This is a genomic window from Mycoplasma crocodyli MP145 (assembly GCF_000025845.1).
Lineage (GTDB): Bacteria > Bacillota_I > Bacilli_A > Mycoplasmatales > Metamycoplasmataceae > Mycoplasmopsis > Mycoplasmopsis crocodyli.
The window spans coordinates 148,769-169,410 of sequence record NC_014014.1 but is presented as its reverse complement, the minus strand read 5'-3'; the positions used below and the strand labels follow the sequence as shown (position 1 = coordinate 169,410).

Here is a 20,642-nt window from a genome sequence, read left to right as displayed (position 1 = left end):
CATGACGCCTTGTTTATTTATTATATTAATTAGTCTTTATTGTAAGTGTTGTGACATTTTGTAACAACTGTACTCCGTAGAAAGGAGGTAATCCATCCCCACGTTCTCGTAGGGATACCTTGTTACGACTTCACCCCAGTCACCAGTCCTGCCTTAGGCAGTTGTCTCCGTAGTTGACAAAACCGACTTCGGGCATTACCAGCTCCCATGGTGTGACGGGCGGTGTGTACAAGACCCGAGAACGTATTCACCGTAGCGTAGCTGATCTACGATTACTAGCGATTCCGACTTCATGGAGTCGAGTTGCAGACTCCAATCCGAACTGAGAGAAGTTTTATGAGATTTGCTTAACGTCGCCGTATTGCGTCTCTTTGTACTTCCCATTGTAGCACGTGTGTTGCCCCTCTCGTAAGAGGCATGATGATTTGACGTCATCCCCACCTTCCTCCCGATTACTCGGGCAGTCTCCCTAGAATATTTAACTAAGGATAAGGGTTGCGCTCGTTGCAGGACTTAACCAAACATCTCACGACACGAGCTGACGACAACCATGCACCATCTGTCTTTCCGTTAACCTCCACTATATCTCTATAGCTTTGCGGAAGATGTCAAGAGAGGGTAAGGTTCTTCGCGTATCTTCAAATTAAACCACATGCTCCACCGCTTGTGCGGGTCCCCGTCAATTCCTTTAAGTTTCACTCTTGCGAGCATACTACTCAGGCGGATGATTTAATGCGTTAGCTGCGCCGATGGTTCCCATCAGCTAATCATCATCGTTTACGGCGTGGACTACCAGGGTATCTAATCCTGTTTGCTCCCCACGCTTTCGTCTCTCAGTGTCAGTATATGCCCAGTAAGCTGCCTTCGCCAATTGATGTTCTTCCTTATATCTACGCATTTCACCGCTTCACAAGGAATTCCGCTTACCTCTACATAACTCTAGCTTGCCAGTATCCAACGCAATTTGGAGTTGAGCTCCAAGTTTTAACGTCAGACTTAACAAACAACCTACAGACGCTTTACGCCCAATAATTCCGGATAACGCTTGCAACCTATGTATTACCGCGGCTGCTGGCACATAGTTAGCCGTTGCTTTCTGATAAGGTACCGTCAAGGTAATGCCATTTCCTGCACTACTTTTTCTTCCCTTATAACAGCAGTTTACAACCCGAAGGCCGTCTTCCTGCACGCTGTGTCGCTCCATCAGACTTTCGTCCATTGTGGAAAATTCCCTACTGCTGCCTCCCGTAGGAGTCTGGGCCGTATCTCAGTCCCAGTGTGGCGGATCAGTCTCTCAACCCCGCTAAACATCATCGTCTTGGTGAGCCATTACCCCACCAACAAACTAATGTTACGCACCCCGATCTCTTAGTGGAGCAAACGCTCCTTTTATATTAGTTTCATGTGAAACTAATAAGTATCCGGCATTAGCGATCATTTCTAATCGTTATTCCAATCTAAGAGGCACGTTAGGCACGTGTTACTCACCCATTCGCCGCTAAGCCCCGAAAGGCTCCGCTCGACATGCATGTATTAGGCACACAGCCAGCGTTCATCCTGAGCCAGGATCAAACTCTCGAAAAAATTGACTGTCATGTTATATTGTATATATCTAGTTTTCAAAGAACTCATGCTTCCTTTTGAAAAGGCTTGCTTAACAATTATATGCTAAAAAAAAATAATCCAAACTTTTTTTTCATTTTTTTTCAAATAAAATTTCTAATAAAAAAACTCTCTAAAAAAGCATTATATAAAAAGTTTTACATTTGATTTTTCATAAATAAAAGGACTATTCTGATTGTTCATTAGAATAAAAGAAATAAAGTTTATGAATCATAAAAAACATTTTAGCTATTTTGTAATTACTTAAATGCTTAAATTCAAAAGTAAATGAGTAAATAAAGTTTGATTTTAAAAATTTTACAAACTCTTGGTCATTAAATTCGTCAAAATAATAAAAGTATAAAGATGATAATAATCAATATAGTGTATTTTCGTGTTTTATTCCTTTTGCAATTTTTGAATAAAGTATTTTTGCTTCTTCACGAGTGATCTTATAATAATTACTAATTCATTCAGATATTGCATATGGGCTAGGAATATAAACCTTTCTATTTATATTCCTTTGTGTATAAAAATAATCTTCAATATAATTTCACAAGTGTTTGTCATCAATTTTAAAGTATTCATTTAAATAGAAATTTTCTATCAATTCTAATAAAGCTGGAATTACCAAAAATAAATTTCTTATTTCAGTAGATTGCGAAAATTCTTCTTTTTTAAAAAAATGGGTTACTGTATCTTTATATAAATAATTTTCTTTTATTGCAAAATCACCTACTAATTGAAAAAAACCATAAGGTATATCTATTGCTTTCAAAAAATTATTTTTACGTTCACATAAATATTCTTGTTCATTAATTAGCAAACCTTTATTACTATAAGTTTTTGAATTCATTAAAACCATTACACAATTTTCAAACGTTACTTTAGGTTTGTATTTAAGTGACTTAATAATTCTTTTGACACAAGCGTTTAAAAATTTAAAATGTGTAACCTTCAAAATTCTATTGGTGATGTGACAAAAACCGCGTGATAAGTTATTTGTATTAATGCATTTATCAATAACAATTTCCTTTTTAGATTCATTAAATTTATGAGGTCATTTTTCTAATTTGTTAATTATTATGAGTTTTAGTTGTTCTTCAAGTAGGTCACTATCAAGTGATTTTGTAGCATATGTTGCTATTTTTTTGATTTCTCTTAGTTCATTGGGGCTAAATGTTACCTTTTCAAAAGAACAAAAATCTGAATTAAGACCGAAATTGTCAAATATTTTTTCCATAATAATAAAATTATATATAAAAATTAGCAAAAATGCTTTTTAGGGCTTGAAAAATGTATTTATTACCAATAATTTCTTATTTCAATTTGTAAAAATTATTATGTTCAAAATAAAATGTTAATGCAAAAAAATATAGCATTTATCTTATTCGACTTATACATAGTAAAAAAAGATAAAAAAAATGTCCATTTTGGACTTTGTTCTCTCAAAACTGAATGTAAAGATGCTTAATCATAATTCATTAAAATGTCTTAATTGACATCTTACTTTTAAACCTTTCAATTTATTAGTAATGGTCAGCTGAATGTATTGCTACACGTACACTTCCATCCTATCAACCTCGTCGTCTACAAGAATTTCAAGGGAATACTTATCTCTGAGAGCTTCCCACTTAGATGCTTTCAGCGGTTATCCTTTCCATACTTGGCTACCCAGCTATGCTTCTGGCGAAACAACTGGAACACCAGCGGTATGTCCACTCCGGTCCTCTCGTACTAAGAGCAGCTCTCATCAATATTCCAACGCCACATCAGATAGGGACCGAACTGTCTCACGACGTTCTGAACCCAGCTCGCGTACCGCTTTAATTGGCGAACAGCCAAACCCTTGGAACCTACTCCAGCTCCAGGATGCGATGAGCCGACATCGAGGTGCCAAACCTTGCCGTCGATGTGATCTCTTGGGCAAGATAAGCCTGTTATCCCCAGGGTAACTTTTATCCGTTGAGCGACTGCCGTTCCATGACGTACAGCCGGATCACTAAGTCCTGCTTTCGCATCTGCTCGACTTGTTGGTCTCGCAGTTAAGCACACTTCTACCTTTGCGCTCTACATACGGTTTCTGACCGTATTGAGTGTACCTTTGAACGCCTCCGTTACCTTTTAGGAGGCGACCGCCCCAGTCAAACTACCCACCACGCACTGTCCCCCCACCCGATAAGGGCGGCAGGTTAGAAACTCAACATACCAAGGGTGGTATTTCAAGGACGACTCCACTAAGGCTAGCGCCTTAGTTTCAAAGTCTCCCACCTATCCTACACATGTTAGGCCAAGTTCCAATACGAAGTTATAGTAAAGCTCCATGGGGTCTTTTCGTCTTGATGCGGGTACCCAGCGTTTTCACTGGGACCATAATTTCACCGAGTCCAATGTTGAGACAGTTGAGAGATCATTGCGCCTTTCGTGCAGGTCAGTATTTAGCCGACAAGGAATTTCGCTACCTTAGGACCGTTATAGTTACGGCCGCCGTTCACCCGGGCTTCATTTCAACGCTTCGCTTAAAGCTAACGCATCCACTTAACCTTCGGGCACTGGGCAGGCTTCACCCCCTATACTTCACCTTGCGGTTTAGCAGAGAGCTGTGTTTTTGATAAACAGTTGCCCCTCATAATTTACTGTGGCCCATTTTCATGGGCGCCCCTTCTCGCGAACTTACGGGGTCATTTTGCAGAGTTCCTTAACATTGGTTTTCTCGCTCGCCTTAGAATACTCATCTTGGGAACGTGTGTCCGTTCTCGGTACAGGTGCCTAATATTTAAACGTTTAGAAGCTTTTCTAGGAAGTGTGGAATCATGAAATTCGCTACTTGTTGCCTTTCACTATGCATCACAACTCCCGGTTATAGAGTGCGCATTTTACTACACTCACCAGTTATTGCTTACCCCCAAATCCATTAATGGGTATCACTATCCTTCTCCGTCACTCCATCACTAATATTAGACAGTACAGGAATATTAACCTGTTGTCCATCGGATACGCTTTTCAGCCTCTCCTTAGGTCCTGACTAACCCTGGGTGGACGAACCTTCCCCAGGAAACCTTTCCCAATAGGCGTCGAAGATTCTCACTTCGAATCGTTACTCATACCGGCATTCTCACTTCTTATCGCTCCACATGTCCTTACGGTCATGCTTCTCCGCTGATAAGAACGCTCCTCTAACGTACTTTCGTACCCGTGGCTTCGGTATCGTGTTTTAGTCCCGTTACATTATTGGCGCAAGATCTCTTGACTAGTGAGCTATTACGCACTCTTTAAAAGATGGCTGCTTCTAAGCCAACTTCCTAGTTGTTTATGAAATCTCACAACCTTTCTCACTTAACACGATTTTGGGACCTTAGCCGACGATCTGGGTTGTTGCCCTCGCGAGCCGGGACGTTAGCACCCCGGTTCCGACTGCATGATGATACGTAATGGTATTCGGAGTTTGATTATAGTCAGTACCGCTAGGCGCGGCCATTCCACATTCAGTGCTCTACCACCAAAACTTAACATCACACGCTAGCCCTAAAGCTATTTCGAGGAGAAACAGCTATCTCCAAGTTCGATTGGAATTTCTCCCCTATTCACAAGTCATCCGGGCACTTTTCAGCGTACTACGGTTCGGCCCTCCGCTTAGGTTTAACTAAGTTTCAGCCTGCTCATGAATAGATCACCTGGTTTCGGTTCTATGTCAACATACTAAACGCCCTATTAAGACTCGATTTCTCTGCGGCTCCGCTTTTATCCACTTAACCTCGCATGTTAACATAACTCGCCGGTCCATACTGCAAGATGTACGCCATCACCCATTAACGGGCTCTGACTAATTGTAAGTAAGTGGTTTCAGAATCTATTTCACTCCCCTCCCGGGGTTCTTTTCACCTTTCCCTCACGGTACTAGTTCACTATCGGTGTCTGGTTAGTATTTAGCCTTGCCGGATGGTCCCGGCAGATTCAGACAGGGTTTCACGTGCCCCGCCCTACTCAGGATACAGTCAAAAGTCTTTACCATTTCGCATACGGGGGTATCACCCTCTATGCCGAAGCTTCCCAGCTTCTTCTGCTATGATAAAGTTTTGTAACTTTATGTAGACTGTCCTACAACCCCAACATGTGTTGGTTTGGGCTCTTCCACGTTCGCTCGCCGCTACTAATGGAATCATTATTTATTTTCTCTTCCTGTTGCTACTAAGATGTTTCAGTTCACAACGTATCTCGTCTATGCAACTATTTTATTCATTGCAAAGCAATTAGACATTACTCTAATTAGGTTTCCCCATTCGGAAATCCCCGTTTCGAAGCGTATATCCAGCTCCACGAGGCTTATCGCAGGTAATCACGTCCTTCTTCGACTTCCAGACCCAAGGCATCCACCACAAACTCTTACTTATTTAAAAGTACAACTTTCAAAATATTTATTGTTATGTATTTTCCTATTGTTGATGTATTTTAAGACATTTCAATGAATTATTACTTGATGTAATAAATTTCTCGATGATCAAAACAAATTGACAAAATTGTTTTTGTTAATTTTATTTATTGATGTCGTTGTTCATATCAATATTCTTTACTATTCAGTTTTCAAAGAACAAATGAGAGAGTTCTCTCAAAACTAGATATACCTAATGGACTAAAATCATTAGAACATGACGCCTTGTTTATTTATTATATTAATTAGTCTTTATTGTAAGTGTTGTGACATTTTGTAACAACTGTACTCCGTAGAAAGGAGGTAATCCATCCCCACGTTCTCGTAGGGATACCTTGTTACGACTTCACCCCAGTCACCAGTCCTGCCTTAGGCAGTTGTCTCCGTAGTTGACAAAACCGACTTCGGGCATTACCAGCTCCCATGGTGTGACGGGCGGTGTGTACAAGACCCGAGAACGTATTCACCGTAGCGTAGCTGATCTACGATTACTAGCGATTCCGACTTCATGGAGTCGAGTTGCAGACTCCAATCCGAACTGAGAGAAGTTTTATGAGATTTGCTTAACGTCGCCGTATTGCGTCTCTTTGTACTTCCCATTGTAGCACGTGTGTTGCCCCTCTCGTAAGAGGCATGATGATTTGACGTCATCCCCACCTTCCTCCCGATTACTCGGGCAGTCTCCCTAGAATATTTAACTAAGGATAAGGGTTGCGCTCGTTGCAGGACTTAACCAAACATCTCACGACACGAGCTGACGACAACCATGCACCATCTGTCTTTCCGTTAACCTCCACTATATCTCTATAGCTTTGCGGAAGATGTCAAGAGAGGGTAAGGTTCTTCGCGTATCTTCAAATTAAACCACATGCTCCACCGCTTGTGCGGGTCCCCGTCAATTCCTTTAAGTTTCACTCTTGCGAGCATACTACTCAGGCGGATGATTTAATGCGTTAGCTGCGCCGATGGTTCCCATCAGCTAATCATCATCGTTTACGGCGTGGACTACCAGGGTATCTAATCCTGTTTGCTCCCCACGCTTTCGTCTCTCAGTGTCAGTATATGCCCAGTAAGCTGCCTTCGCCAATTGATGTTCTTCCTTATATCTACGCATTTCACCGCTTCACAAGGAATTCCGCTTACCTCTACATAACTCTAGCTTGCCAGTATCCAACGCAATTTGGAGTTGAGCTCCAAGTTTTAACGTCAGACTTAACAAACAACCTACAGACGCTTTACGCCCAATAATTCCGGATAACGCTTGCAACCTATGTATTACCGCGGCTGCTGGCACATAGTTAGCCGTTGCTTTCTGATAAGGTACCGTCAAGGTAATGCCATTTCCTGCACTACTTTTTCTTCCCTTATAACAGCAGTTTACAACCCGAAGGCCGTCTTCCTGCACGCTGTGTCGCTCCATCAGACTTTCGTCCATTGTGGAAAATTCCCTACTGCTGCCTCCCGTAGGAGTCTGGGCCGTATCTCAGTCCCAGTGTGGCGGATCAGTCTCTCAACCCCGCTAAACATCATCGTCTTGGTGAGCCATTACCCCACCAACAAACTAATGTTACGCACCCCGATCTCTTAGTGGAGCAAACGCTCCTTTTATATTAGTTTCATGTGAAACTAATAAGTATCCGGCATTAGCGATCATTTCTAATCGTTATTCCAATCTAAGAGGCACGTTAGGCACGTGTTACTCACCCATTCGCCGCTAAGCCCCGAAAGGCTCCGCTCGACATGCATGTATTAGGCACACAGCCAGCGTTCATCCTGAGCCAGGATCAAACTCTCGAAAAAATTGACTGTCATGTTATATTGTATATATCTAGTTTTCAAAGAACTCATGCTTGCTAATTTAAAGCTTGCTTAACTATTATAAGATAAAAAAAATATTTCCAAACAAAATAATTAAAATATTTTTATAGGTATTTAATTTAGTAATTAATATTTATAAATGTATATACGCGCGCGTATATTAATATTAATTGCTATAAAAATAATGGTTTGCCACGGCACACCATTATTTTAATTTAGGTCCTATATTTATAGGAGTAATTTTATTAAGCTTTTTATTTATATTAAGCTGCATTAACACACCATTAAATTGTGGTTCATTATTTCCTGCTTTATATCTAACTTTAGATCCGTATCTCATTTTTTCATAAACTTCTTGGAAGTTTGCTCCAATTGCACAATTGGATGGACCACTCATTCCGGCATCTGTTATAAATGCTGTTCCATTAGGTAGTATACGGGCATCATTAGTTTGAACATGCGTGTGCGTACCACATATACCATCTATTTTTCCATCCAAATATAAGGCAAGAACATTCTTTTCTGAAGTAGTTTCTGCATGGAAGTCAATGAAATGGAAATCACTTTTTCGACCGTTCTCAATAATATCATCTATATAGTCAAAAAAGTTATTTGCATACTCTTCTTCTCATGGAGGAAGAAGATGATTAAAGGTTATTCCCATTAATGAAGTAACTCTAATTGTTACATCATTAGGAAGGGTAAAGATGTTTGAACCTTTACCGGGATATGACTCTTCTATATTCAGAGGTCTAATAATATCTTCGTTATTAATTATTTTCAAAATGTCTGGTTTTGATCATACATGATTTCCAAGAGTAAAAGCATTGACACCAGCAGCTTTTAATCTCAAATAATCAGCTTCTATAAAACCTTTTCTATCTGAAACATTTTCACTTTGAGCAACTACAAAATCAATTTTTCATTTTTTAATTAAGCCCGGAAGCATATCTTCTATTATTTTAATTCCCAGTTCGCCAAATACATCGCCAAGAAATAATAAGTTTATTCCCTTTTTATTCATGTGTTAATTATAATATATAAGACTAAATTAAGTTAAGTTTTTTCATTAAATCATTTTTAAGATCTATATTGTCTTCAATGTATGCTTCAAGTGATTTTTCACCTTGCGCAACATTTTTATCGTCAATACTATATCAAGAGCCTTTTTTAGATATTAAATTTGCTTCAATTGCTAAATCTATTAATTCTTTTGTAGCATTAATTCCTCGTGAAAATATTATTTCACTTGTTGCACTTTTATAAGGTGCAGCAAGTTTGTTTTTTACCACTTTGAATTTAATTTCATTTCCAACAATGTCTTTAGAATCACTTATATTTGCCCCTTTTCTAACTTCAACACGAATTGAAGCATAGAATTTAAGGGCTCTACCACCTGAAGTAGTTTCTGGATTACCAAAAATAACACCTACTTTTTCTCTGATTTGGTTAACAAAAATAACTGTTGTTTTGTTTTTATTTAATGTTCCAGCTATTTTTCTTAGTGCTTTAGACATTAACCTTGCTTGTGTTCCGATTTGTTGGTCTTTCATTTCACCTTGAAGTTCCGCTTCCGGAACTAGAGCAGCCACCGAATCAACAACTATTAAATCAATATTTCCTGATCTAGCTAATAAATCAACTATTTCTAAAGCTTGTTCACCCGAATCCGGTTGAGATAAAATAAGTTCATCAACCTTAACACCTATATTAGATGCATAATTAGGATCTATTGAATGTTCAGCATCTATAAAAGCTGCAAGTCCGCCTTTTTTTTGAATTTCAGCAATAGCATGTAAACAAACCGTTGTTTTACCTGAACTTTCAGGCCCATAAATTTCAATAATCCTTCCTTTAGGAAATCCACCAACTCCTAAAATCTTATTGAGTGAATGAGAACCACTTGAAAAGGTATCAATAGTTACATCGGTTACACTACCTAATAGCATGATAGATTCTTTACCAAATTTTTTACCAATAGCATTTAAAGCTTCTTTGATAATTATGTTTTTTTCTTCTTCTTTAATCATCTTTCCTCCATGATGCTATTAATAAAAAAAATAATACGAACAAAAAAAGAACAAAAAAGATTTTTTTCCATGTTTGTTATTTTGTTTATTAATTAAATTATATTAATTAAAAGAAAAATATATAATTGAAAAATATGAAAAAGATTAATAAATTTAAACTTTGTTTTTTAATCTCCTTATTTTGTTTGGGAATAGGGATTACTTTTCTTCTACTTGGTTGAGTTTCTAAATATTTTTCTTTTTTTGGTTGATTAATACATGACTTTTCAGCACTTTTTTTATTTTATTCATCTATTAATATTTTATATATTCAAACATTTGAAAAATATAAAGATGACAATAATAAGCTCTATTCATTGTTTTTGTTTAATCCTGTTATAAAGTGATTTGTTAAAGATTATAAACCTGTAAGATTCATGGTTTATAAAATAGCATCGGGAACTAAGCCCCCCAAGAACCTAATAAATATTCTTAAATTAACAATGATAATAGCTTTTTTAAGCATAAATATTTTTGTAAATAGTATTGCTGGAATATTTTATGGTATCTCAATTAATTTCACACTAAATTTTTCTAAGGCAATTATGGTAATGCTATCTTTTGGATTGTGTGCTTTTATTATGGCTATTATTACATTAGTTTCAATTATTATTTATATTAGAATATTTAATAAACTTATTCTTTCAAGAAATGATGTTACATATCTTGGAGACATTTTAGAAAAAGCACTGATAAACAAATTTTTATCATACGAAAACAGAAAATAAAAATAAGCAGCCTTCGTTAAGTTGCTTATTTTTTTATTTACGAATTCCAAGGTCTTCTAAACATTTATTATATAAATCAAAATTTGATTTCTTTAAGTGTTGTAATAAAACTTTACGTTTTGAAATTTTAGCCATAAATCCACGACGTGAGTGATTGTCTTTTGGATTGTTTAAAAAGTGAGGTTTTAAATCTTCGATTTCTTCAGTTAAAATTGCTATTTGAACAAATGTTGCACCTGTATCCTTAGGGTTAGCACCATACTTTTTAACAAGTTCAGCTTTTCTTTCTTTTGTAACCATAATTGTCTCCTTTAATTATGTTCTAACCAAGCATATATTTAATATATAAACCTAGTACAGAATTTTTCAGTTAATAAATAACGAAATTATTATAGCAATAAAATTTTAAAAATGCTCAATTATTTTCTAATTTTTAACACCTTTACAAAGAATGATTAATCAAAATTGATTGCTTGTATTTTATATTAACTTTATAATCTAAATCCTTTTATTACAAATGTATTAATTTTACTTATATACATTTGATCACTTTTTAGATTTAAGTGATATTTTATACTTATAGTTCCAGTTTTATCTTCCGCTTTAATTTCATTAATTTTAAAATCATATTTAGTTAAATCAACTACCGATAAAACTGGTTTAATTTTATTTACATCAATCGTACTTGCTAAAACAGTTAAATATTTAGACTTATCTAACTCATCTATAGTGAAATCAGTAATTTTATCCACTTCTAAATCCAATGATTTTTTAATAGAAATATCAAACTTTTTAAACGCTGTGATTATCTTTGTTTTTTCAACACTTTCTAAACTACCTATCGACTCTTTTAAAGTATAAACAACTGTTATTTTTCCTTCAGTTGGTTTAATTTCAATACTTTTAATTTTACTTATATAAATAGTATCATTATATCCAGTTATTTTTATATCCTTGTCTTTGACTTCTGTTAAAAATGATTTTGGATAGTTTTCTTCAAGTATGTCTTTTACAGTAATCTTCGTTGATTCAGCTGCTTCATTAATTAATTCTTGAAGTGATTTATCAGTTTGTTTGAATCCGATTATTTCATAGACTTTTTTGTCACTAACTATAGAGTGATCATAACTTAATTCTAATCAATATTTTATTGATACCTTACCTGTTTTATTATCGAATTTAAATTCATCTCGATGTATTGTATATCTTGATGAATATTCACTTATTACTAAGTCAAATTCAGGAATTTCACTAGCATAATATTTTGAATAGTTTTCAGCTTCAATATTATTAATATTAACTTTTACTTTTAATACTTCTTCATCAATTAATTCTTTAGTTGTCTTTGTATTTTTTTCAAATCCTGATAAAACAAATGATGCTATTTTACTAACTTTAGCACTATCTTCTTTATTTGAAATGTTATACTCAATAGTTAATGTTCCTTGAAGTCTATCAGGTGTTAACTTAATTACATTTGCTTCATATTTAGTTTCATCATAATCACTAAATAAAATACTTGTTTCATCAAACTCATCAGGAACGTGTTCACCATAGGTATCTTTGTCGACCGAATCTAAAGAAACTTTAACTTTTACAAGTTCTTTATCCTCATTGCTAATGGTACTGATTTTTTCAAGTTTGAAGCCACTTAGTTCTTTAGTTATTGATTTACTAATAATTTTACTTTTTTCATCTTTAGTGTTTAATGAATATGTAATAGTAATTTTACCTTCTAATTTTAAAGTAGTAAATTTTTGTATAACAAAACCATATTTAGCTTTATCGTAGCCATTTATGTTAGTGATCGATTCTGTTATTTCATCAGCAAATTTTGTATTATATTTTTGCACTTCTAGCCCATCAATTGTTATATTTGTTTTATCTATTTCTTCATCAATTAATTCTTTAGCTGTTTTTTCTTTATCTTTAGGAACAGTGGGCATATCTAGTGAAGAATCAGGTTTATGTTCTTTCTTATTATCACAAGATGTTGATATGACTAATGGTATAAAAGATATAACCCCATTCAATATTAAGAACGTTTTTAACTTGTTTATTTTTTTCATTTTAACCCCTATTTATAAAATATTATATAGAAATGAAATGCTGTTTTTTCCTTTTTTAGTAAACTTGAAGTTTTTTTAAAATTTAAGTTTTATAAGTTGCTTAATACTAGTTTTTAAAAAAATTAACCAAGCACAAGCCTGGTTAATTTTAGAAAAATGATGTTATTTCTTAAATCCTTCCATTACAACGGTAACTAATTTAGTTACGGTAGTGTCTTTTTTAGATTTTAATGTGTATGTGAATGTAAGTTTTCCTTCTGCATCGTTTGTATTTGTAATAGTTACTTCTGTTTTGTCAAAGTTTGTTGGATCATAATCATTAATAGATATTCTTCCTTTATCTGCTGTTGAAGCTTTAATATCTTCTTTTTTACCAACATAACTATATTTTATAAGTTTAAGTTGTAATTCTAATAATTCCATTTCTGTAAGTACTTTAAAGCCTGTAATTTCAAAACCAAATTTTTTAGCACTTATTGTAACTGGTGTTGCTTTTGTTTGTAGATAATAATCAAAAGTTACTTTACTTGTTCTATTATCAGTCTTAAAGTTTTCAACCTTAACTTCATATCTTTCAGTATTAAATCCTGTAAATTCAAGTTGATCTTCTTTAATTTCACTTGCTTGTTTATTTTTATATTCAGTTGTAGGTATACCTTTAATAGCCACTTTTACTTTTGCAAGTTCTTCGTCAATTAATTCTTTTTGTGTTTTTTTCTTGAAATTATCTAGAACCATAGTATTTGTTTTACTTATTATAGTTAATCCATTAAGAAATTTTAAGTGGAATTTAACAGTTAATTTTCCGGCTTCATCATCAGCATTAACTTCATCAACAATTGCATAGTAGAGATTTTGGTTAATTACACCTGTATTTGGCTTAACTTTGTCTTTGGTTATAGAACTAGCTAAGTGTTTAGGATAATTTGCTTTTTCAATTCCTGATATTTCAATAATTTTTATTTTGTCTATTTCTTTATCTATTTCTTCTTGAATATTAACTCTTTTAAATGTGGTTATTTCTTTTGTTATTTCTTCACTTTCAAGCGGAGTTGCTGAAGGTACTAATAAACTCAATTTAAATTTAACTGTTAATTTTCCTAATTCTACATCTCTTTTAAAATGAGTGATGGTTCCATAATATTTAGTTGAATTAATATTAATAACACTTACATCATAATTATTTAAATCAATAAGCGAGATGTTTGGATAATCTGCTTCTTCATATGTTTTAATTTTTAATGTTGCTTTTTTAGCCTCTTCATCAATTAATTCTTTAGCTGTTTTTGTAGATGTTTTTAACCCATTAATCTCGATTGTTCTTTCTCTACTCATAATTTTATTGTCATATTTACTTGTTAATTTAACATTGAAAGTAATTTTACCTATTTTATTATCAGCACTAAAAGTTGTAATTTCAGCATCAAAACGCTCTGACAAGTAATTTATTAATTGAATTTGTAGTTTATCTATATCTTCTGGAAGAGTATCTTTGTAATCTTTTTCTTCAACTCCATTAATAATAAATTTTAGTTTCATCACTTCTTCATCAGCTATTTGTTTTTCGGTTTTGGTATTTTTTTGAAAACCATTTACAAGAATGGTTCTTAATTTACTTACTTTTGTTGTGTCAGCTTGATTTGTAATTTTAACAGTTACACTTAAAGTTCCTTCAAACCTATCCGAAGTAATTTTTTCAACACTTGCTAAATATTTAGATTTATCATATCCATTAAGTTCAACGGATGAATCAAATTCAAATTCATCTGGTACATGTTTAGGATAATCAACAACGTTAATACCCAAAATTGAAACTGTTATTTTTTCAACTTCAGTATCTTCTGCGCTTTTAACAATGGTTGTATCAATTTTAAACTTAGTTAAGACAACGTTTTTTGTCAAACTTAAAACTGTTGGTTTAGCAGTTAACTTAAGTTGATATGTAAAATTAATTGTTCCTAATGAATCATCTGTTACAAAATTAACCACTATAACTTCATACTTAGTCTTTTCATAACCATCGAACAATAACATTGCTTTTGTAATTTCGCTTGCTTTTTTAGTTGGGTATGCACTTTCTTCTAACTTATCAATTGAATATGTAACTTTTGCAAATTCATCATTAATTAAATCTTCTTCGGTTATAATCTTGAAATTTTTAAATTCATGAGTCATTTGCTTACTTACTATTTTGTTGTCTTTTGTAAGTTTTAATGTATATTTAACTGTTATTTTACCTTCATCTTTTGAAGTTTTAAATTCTTCAATTGTTGATGTATATTTAGCTGTATCATAGCCATTTAATACAATATCGGTTTTATTAATTTCATCAGCAAATTTTGTATTGTATTTAGATTCTTCTAAGCCTTTAATAGAAAGTTTTACCTTTAATACTTCTTCATCAATTAATTCTTTATCAGTTTTTACAACCGGGGTGGTTGCTGCAACTTTAAAGTTTTTAAATTCATGAGTCATTTGCTTACTTACTATTTTGTTGTCTTTTGTAAGTTTTAATGTATATTTAACTGTTATTTTACCTTCATCTTTTGAAGTTTTAAATTCTTCAATTGTTGATGTATATTTAGCTGTATCATAGCCATTTAATACAATATCGGTTTTATTAATTTCATCAGCAAATTTGGTATTGTATTTAGTTTCTTCTAAGCCTTTAATAGAAAGTTTTACCTTTAATACTTCTTCATCAATTAATTCTTTATCAGTTTTTTCTTTACCTGGGGTGGGAGGAGTAACTGGTTTTTTATCATCAATTTTTTTACATGAAGTAGACATAGCAATAGGTGCAAAAGAAATTGCAATTGCTAATACTCCAAACATTTTTAATTTATTAATTTTTTTCATTTTTACCTCTTTGTTTTCATAATAATTATATTAAAATTGAAAAAAAATATCGTTTATATTTTGTATGTAAAAATTAAAATGATGCCTATTATTTAGCATCATTTATAAAAAATGTTTTAGCAATAATCAAATCATTTTCTAAAATTAAATCATTGTCTTTTTTAACAATTATTCTAATTAATTTTTTTAGAGAAACTTCAATTTCAATAGGTTCAATATTCGTATATTTAAAATCTATAAATTCTAGTTTATAAACTTTTTCTAATGAAACATGTAAAATACCAAAATAAGAAAAATTATTAAAATCTACTCTAACTGCATATATTCCGCTATGAAGTTTTTTTATGTTTTGACATATTTCTAGTTCTAAATTATGTTTAAGATTTGTGTTAATAGAATAGTCAAAAAGTAAATAACTATTTAATATTGCTATATCACCAAATTCAATGTGATCTTTTAGTTTAGAAGTTGATAATTTCGAATTATTAATCTTAAAAACAGGAATTGAAATTGATTTATAATTGTTATTAAAAGTGTTGATCAAATCTACCGTTGACAAAGCATTATGACCGAATTTAAAATCTTCACCAGCTATAAAAATACTTTTTTGACCTTGTGCAATTTTTTCAATAAATTCCTGTGCACTAAATTGTTTAACTTTAGTAAAATCAAGCGCTATCCCAGCATCAAATCCTATTTGTGAAATTTGGTTTAATCGTGTTTTTTGATCACTGAAAAACTCATTGTTAAATTTAGCCATATTAGAATCGTTGTTAAAAAAAACAATAACCTTATTATGGTTTGGATAATTATTGAAGGTATGTTTAAATAATTCATAATGACCTAAGTGAAGCGATTCAAAAGAACCAAGAACAAAAACTGTATTTACCTTGTTTATATACGAATCTAAATCATAAACTAAAAAATCATTGTCATTTTTAAATAACATTTAATTCCTTTAATTTATGGTAAGCACCATCAAAATCACAATCTATTGCAACATCTTTTGCAACACTTTTTAATTTTCATCCTGCCTTTTCCATAGCAACACCATAATAAGCATCTCTTAACATTTCATAATCATTTGAACTGTCTCCAAAAGCTATTAAATTGTTTTGAGACATTCCTAACATCTTAGTTAAAATTTCTAAAGTATGACTTTTTGTTACACCAGTTTTTCCAATAAATAAACCGTGAGATCACACAGAATTTACTTCAAGATCATATTTTTTAGAAACAATATAATTCATTAAATCTTTTGTTAATTCTTTAGACTCTTCAGTTGCTACACAAGCAATATGGAGATGTTTGTTACCAATTTTGGAAAAATCCAGATCATAATAATTATGTGCATTCGGTCTTATAAATCATGTCTCAAGGCTTAGGTTTTTATCTTTAAAAACCTTGTCTTGGTCGACTATACTGAAGCCACCTAATCTATTTTGAAACTTATAATAAACATCTTGGATTTCATTCTTATTAAGAGACACTTCATATATATATTTTTTATTTTTTACATCATATATAAAAGCACCGTTTCCACCTATAAAATAGTCGACACCTTCAAGTTGTTCAAGAAAATCTCCAATGGTTGCAAACTCTCTTGCTGTTGCTAAAACACTTATAACATTATTTTTAGCAAGTTCCTTAAACATATGTCTTGTCGTTTTAGAAAAAACTCTATTACCATATGGTAAAATGGTTCCATCAATATCAAATGCAGCAATTTTTATTCTCTTTTTTAAATTTCTCATTTTTAAATCCTTTCAGGGAATATTTTTTTAACTTTCAAAATTCCTTTTTCTATTTGTGCTATTCCGCTTGTTTTGTTTTCATTATTAATTAATAAAATGGTTTCATTATCAAAGCCTTTTACTTCAAAACCGGCACCATTAACCAATAACCTTCTTTGAGATTCGCTATATTTCAATTTATTTAGATTAATGATCAAATCAGTTTCTACAGAACAATAATCTTTACTGTTCAGCATTGAAATATCTAAATTTCCAATTCCTATTCTATCTAAATCCGTCATTATTGCATAAGCTTTTGTAGAAATACCTAAATCATGAATCAATGATCTTATGTATGTTCCTTCACTTACATCAAACTCAATTCCAAATGTTTGTTTTTCATAATCAAAGTATTTTATTTTATAATTATAAACATCTACTTTTTGTTCTTTTAAATCTATTTTTTCTTGGTTCTTTCTAGCTAATTCATATGCCCTAACACCATTAATTTTTTTGGCTGAATAAGCAGGAGGCATTTGAATTTTTAATTTTGCGAGTTTGGATAACTCATATTTAAAAACTTGTTCAGAAACCATAATATTTGATTCTTTAGTTATCGTTCCTTCAATATCATAAGTATCAGTAGAAATTCCAAATTTACCTTGCACATAGTACTTTTTGTTTTTAAATGTAATATATTGTAATAGTTTTGTATCTTCATTTGTGGCTACCAAGAGCAAACCTGTAGCTAACGGATCAAGCGTTCCACTGTGACCCATTTTTTTTATTTTAATTAATCTTGAAAAATCATCTATTGCTTTTCTTGAACTAATTCCCTTTTTCTTATTTAATAAATAAAACATGATTTGCTCCTTAAATATTCTTATATTTTACTAAATTAAATCAATAAGAAAAAAACTTATTTTTTAAATAAGTTTTTATATTTTTTGTAACCTTCTTCTTCCATTTTATCAAATGGTATAAATTTTAATGAGGCTGAATTAATACAATATCTTAGCCCACCCTTGTCTTTTGGACCATCTGTAAAAACATGCCCTAAATGGCTATCTGCATTTTTCGATCTAACCTCAACTCTGTTTAGACCGTGGCTATAATCACTTACTTCTTTTAAACTATCAACCGGTTTAGAAAATGCTGGTCATCCACATCCTGAATTATATTTATCAACAGACGAAAATAATACACTTCCATCAACTATATCTACATATATACCTTTTTCAAAATGTTCATCATATTTGTTATCAAACGGTTTTTCAGTACCGTTTTCTTGTGTAACTCTATATTGTAATGGAGTTAAAATTGTTTTTAATTCTTCTTTTGTTTTTTTCATTTTTTCCCCTTTCAAAGAATAAAAAAACGCTTTAATCAAATTGATTAATTAAGCGTTTATTATTACTATTTTATTGTGTCGAAAGCATATAATTCAGTTGTTTTATAAGCCATTTTTTCTAATGTACTTAATTCTTTTTTTACTTCTTCTTTTTTGTTAAAAGCTTTGTAATCTTTTTCTGAACTTCATCTTTCAACTAGCACAACTTCTGATTCGCTATTTAATCCATATTCAAATGATAAGTTTTGTGTTTCTAATCTTGTTTTCTTTACAAAAATGTAAAGGTAGTCGACAAAGCCCTTCATTTTTTCTGGATTTAATTCAAATTTAATTGCTCTTGAAAATATCATCCTATGCCTCCTTTTATACCTTTGTATTTGCGCCTATATAATATTACCAAATAAAAAATTATTTTTATTGCTAATACTATATTTGTTTTTGTCTATTTTATTCTTTCAAATAACATAAATTTTGGTGCTGAAATTACACCATCAAATTTATTAAAATTTTCTATTTTATCAAATGATAAATTAATATTTAATGCCTTTGATACATCTAAAATTTTTTGAGGCATTACTATGCTTAAATATGAACTAACAGCATATATTCCATTAAGTAATCTTGATAAAACTAATTCAAGTTCTTCTTTATTTTCCGTTAACTTTCAAGGTGTTGTTTCATCAATGTATTTATTTAAATTTGATGACAAATTAATTGCTATTTTTAGACCTTCACTTAGTTCATAATTATCCATTTTATTTATAAATTCTTCTTTAGAATTTATAATTTCTTGTTCAATATTTTTGTGAATAGTTTTAATTGATTTATGAAAATTTATACCATTTGAAAATGAATTTGAAATCATTTTCAATGTTCTTGAAACTAAATTTCCATAGTTATTTATTAGTTCAGAATTTATTATATTTTCAAAATTTTCAATATCAAAAACTCCATCATCACCAATATTAATTTTAGAAACAAAAAAATATTTAATCATTTCTGGGTGATATTTTTTAAGTAAATCATAAGGATCTATAACATTATTTTTAGATTTTGACATCTTTCCAGTTGGAGTAATGATTCAACCATGACTAATAAGTTTAGTGGGTTGTTTAATATTAAGTGCTTTAAGGAAAATAGGTCAATATATAAAGTGAAATCTTGCAATTTCTTTACCTAATAAATGAACAATTTCATCTCCATTTTGTCAATATTTAACAAAATCTGTTGACGATTCTTTAATATCAAATCCTAATGCACTTATATAATTACATAATGCATCAAGTCAAACATAAATTGTATGTTTATCATCATTTAGAGTTTTAATCCCCCATTCAACATTAGTTCTTGTAACCGATAAATCTTCAAGACCTTTTAGTAAAAAATTATTCATTATTTCATTAACCGTTTTTTGAGGATTTAGTCAAGTTGGATTATTTTTTATTTGCTCAATTAATCATTCGCTAAATTTTGACATCTTAAAAAAGTAACTTTCTTCTTTTACTAATTCAAGTTTATGATTACTTGTTGGATGAAAATAATTTCCAGATTCGTCGCATATAGCTTGTGATTTTGTTAAAAATTCTTCATCAGAAATCGAGTATAAACCTTCGTAATTCCCTTTATAAATGATTCCTTCATTTAAAAAGAAATCAAAAATTTCTTGAATAGTTTTTACATGATTTTTATTCGTAGTTCTGCTAAAAAAATCATAATCAATTCCAAAGTCTGTTCACATTTTTTTATATGTTTCTACAAGTTCGTCAACATATTTTTGTGGTTTAACATTGGCTTCATTAGCTTTAAGGAAAATCTTTTGACCGTGTTCATCGCTACCTGTTAAAAACTTCACATCATAACCATTTAATTTTTTGTAATTGGCTATAGATCAGGCTAATGTGGTGGTGTACAAATGACCAATATGTAAATTTCCAGATGCGTAATATATTGGAGTTGTTATATAAAAAGTTTTCTTTTTGTTCAT

Annotated in this window: 13 protein-coding genes and 3 rRNA genes; 1 reads left to right on the top strand and 15 read right to left on the bottom strand. The window is 31.8% G+C overall.

Annotation, left to right across the window (positions count from 1 at the left end; translation table 4 throughout):
* Positions 1-80: 80 nt before the first annotated feature.
* The 6 genes from MCRO_RS00860 to recA all read right to left on the bottom strand — a co-directional run bounded on the left by MCRO_RS00860 (position 81) and on the right by recA (position 9,879).
* Positions 81-1,584 (bottom strand): 16S ribosomal RNA (locus tag MCRO_RS00860).
* A gap of 205 nt (positions 1,585-1,789) precedes the next feature.
* Entirely contained in the window at positions 1,790-2,845 is a 1,056-nt protein-coding gene (locus tag MCRO_RS00855; protein WP_041594007.1) for a hypothetical protein, read from the bottom strand.
* 265 nt (positions 2,846-3,110) lie between these two features.
* Positions 3,111-5,999: ribosomal RNA gene (locus tag MCRO_RS00850) — 23S ribosomal RNA — on the bottom strand.
* 328 nt (positions 6,000-6,327) lie between these two features.
* Positions 6,328-7,831: ribosomal RNA gene (locus tag MCRO_RS00845) — 16S ribosomal RNA — on the bottom strand.
* Together the 16S and 23S rRNA genes form the textbook arrangement of a ribosomal RNA operon.
* 223 nt (positions 7,832-8,054) lie before the next feature.
* A complete protein-coding gene (locus MCRO_RS00840) occupies positions 8,055-8,873 on the bottom strand; it encodes a TIGR00282 family metallophosphoesterase (protein WP_013054757.1) in 819 nt (272 codons plus the stop codon).
* A gap of 22 nt (positions 8,874-8,895) precedes the next feature.
* The gene (gene recA, locus MCRO_RS00835) at positions 8,896-9,879 is read right to left on the bottom strand and encodes a recombinase RecA (protein WP_013054380.1); all 984 of its coding nucleotides are present in this window, start codon (positions 9,877-9,879) and stop codon (positions 8,896-8,898) included.
* A 134-nt stretch (positions 9,880-10,013) separates the two neighbouring features.
* Here recA and MCRO_RS00830 point away from each other — a divergent pair, with 134 nt between their 5' ends.
* Positions 10,014-10,646: a hypothetical protein gene (locus tag MCRO_RS00830; RefSeq protein WP_041594006.1), complete on the top strand. Its 633-nt coding sequence runs from the start codon at positions 10,014-10,016 to the stop codon at positions 10,644-10,646.
* Positions 10,647-10,679: 33 nt separating this feature from the next.
* Here the strand turns inward: MCRO_RS00830 and rpsO are convergent, their stop codons facing one another.
* From rpsO to metG, 9 genes are all read right to left on the bottom strand, one after another.
* Positions 10,680-10,946 (bottom strand): 30S ribosomal protein S15, encoded by a 267-nt coding sequence (gene rpsO, locus MCRO_RS00825; RefSeq protein WP_013054804.1) that lies wholly within the window; start codon positions 10,944-10,946, stop codon positions 10,680-10,682.
* Positions 10,947-11,137: 191 nt separating this feature from the next.
* Positions 11,138-12,715 (bottom strand): hypothetical protein, encoded by a 1,578-nt coding sequence (locus MCRO_RS00820; RefSeq protein ID WP_013054552.1) that lies wholly within the window; start codon positions 12,713-12,715, stop codon positions 11,138-11,140.
* 162 nt (positions 12,716-12,877) lie between these two features.
* Entirely contained in the window at positions 12,878-15,574 is a 2,697-nt protein-coding gene (locus MCRO_RS00815) for a lipoprotein 17-related variable surface protein (RefSeq protein WP_013054235.1), read from the bottom strand.
* Between the two features lie 88 nt (positions 15,575-15,662).
* Entirely contained in the window at positions 15,663-16,523 is an 861-nt protein-coding gene (locus MCRO_RS00810) for an FAD synthase (RefSeq protein ID WP_013054789.1), read from the bottom strand.
* Complete coding sequence (locus tag MCRO_RS00805; RefSeq protein ID WP_013054389.1) at positions 16,513-17,328, bottom strand: YcsE-related riboflavin metabolism phosphatase; 816 nt, start codon at positions 17,326-17,328, stop codon at positions 16,513-16,515. The genes MCRO_RS00810 and MCRO_RS00805 overlap by 11 nt, the downstream gene beginning before the upstream one ends.
* A gap of 2 nt (positions 17,329-17,330) precedes the next feature.
* Entirely contained in the window at positions 17,331-18,170 is an 840-nt protein-coding gene (truB, locus tag MCRO_RS00800) for a tRNA pseudouridine(55) synthase TruB (RefSeq protein ID WP_013054142.1), read from the bottom strand.
* Positions 18,171-18,226: 56 nt separating this feature from the next.
* On the bottom strand, positions 18,227-18,658 hold the full coding sequence (gene msrB / locus MCRO_RS00795; RefSeq protein ID WP_013054449.1) for a peptide-methionine (R)-S-oxide reductase MsrB: 432 nt from the start codon (positions 18,656-18,658) through the stop codon (positions 18,227-18,229).
* Between the two features lie 65 nt (positions 18,659-18,723).
* A complete protein-coding gene (locus tag MCRO_RS00790) occupies positions 18,724-19,008 on the bottom strand; it encodes a putative quinol monooxygenase (protein ID WP_013054386.1) in 285 nt (94 codons plus the stop codon).
* Positions 19,009-19,100: 92 nt separating this feature from the next.
* Positions 19,101-20,642, bottom strand: coding sequence for a methionine--tRNA ligase (gene metG / locus MCRO_RS00785; RefSeq protein WP_041594005.1), 1,542 nt, complete (start codon positions 20,640-20,642; stop codon positions 19,101-19,103).